Source organism: Staphylococcus sp. HMSC62B09, assembly GCF_001839115.1.
Classification (GTDB): domain Bacteria; phylum Bacillota; class Bacilli; order Staphylococcales; family Staphylococcaceae; genus Staphylococcus; species Staphylococcus haemolyticus.
Genome location: NZ_KV840077.1, coordinates 1 through 751 on the forward strand (window position 1 = coordinate 1; position 751 = coordinate 751).

The following is a 751-nucleotide window of genomic DNA, read 5'->3' on the forward strand; positions in this document are numbered from 1 at the left end:
CTAAGCTTTGGTTTCACCTTCACATACTTTTCTCAAAGAAGTTATAGTGTTTTTCAATATCTGCCTTTTATTTTATTTAAAAAGCGTTTCCACTTTCTTTTAATAATACTTATTTTACTTTCTCTACCAAGTTTAAATCGTTTTCTAAATTGATCTTCAAATGAATCTAAATATCGTTCATAATATAGCACTTTTCTTTTATATTCATGAGTGAAAATATTTTCAAAATTTAAGTTTTCTTCATTATCCACATAAAAATCAATCATATTATTCAAATAACTTAAATCGCTTTCATATTCATGGACACATTCTATAGTTTTGGATACAAAATCATAATCAAAAAATACCTGGTTAGTGCTAAAAATATTATTAAAATCATGTTTTAACTCTTCCATCAGTCCGATATGTTGTTTTAGACTTAAAAGTTTTCTATAATTTATATTTTGCAAATAAAGATCTTGATATTCTTGATTTAAATCTTTTAATAAATCTTGATTAACTCTCTCAAAAGTTCCTTCTTGTGTAAATGGAGTTCTGTACGCTCCTATCATTTTCTTAACTGAAATAAAACATTCTGTATAAATTGGATAAAGTGTTTCTAAATTTAACTTTTTATTAGCAATTCTGGTATCAACGTATAACCTTATCCATTCTTTAGAGCCATATAAAACTACTCCAGTTATCAATGCTGTCCATATATTATTTTCCATTAATTCACCTCATATTATATTTTTTACAACCTATTTTTTAG

At 24.9% G+C, this 751-nt stretch carries 1 protein-coding gene; it reads right to left on the reverse strand.

Features of this window, described 5'->3' with window-relative positions; all coding sequences use genetic code 11:
* Nucleotides 1-53: 53 nt before the first annotated feature.
* Complete coding sequence (locus HMPREF3265_RS00050) at nt 54-710, reverse strand: hypothetical protein (protein ID WP_002485585.1); 657 nt, start codon at nt 708-710, stop codon at nt 54-56.
* Nucleotides 711-751 lie beyond the last annotated feature (41 nt).

What these genes read in the sequence shown, in the direction of transcription:
- HMPREF3265_RS00050 (WP_002485585.1), bottom strand. Translation starts at nt 710, where the DNA reads ATGGAAAATAATATATGGACAGCATTGATAACTGGAGTAGTTTTATAT.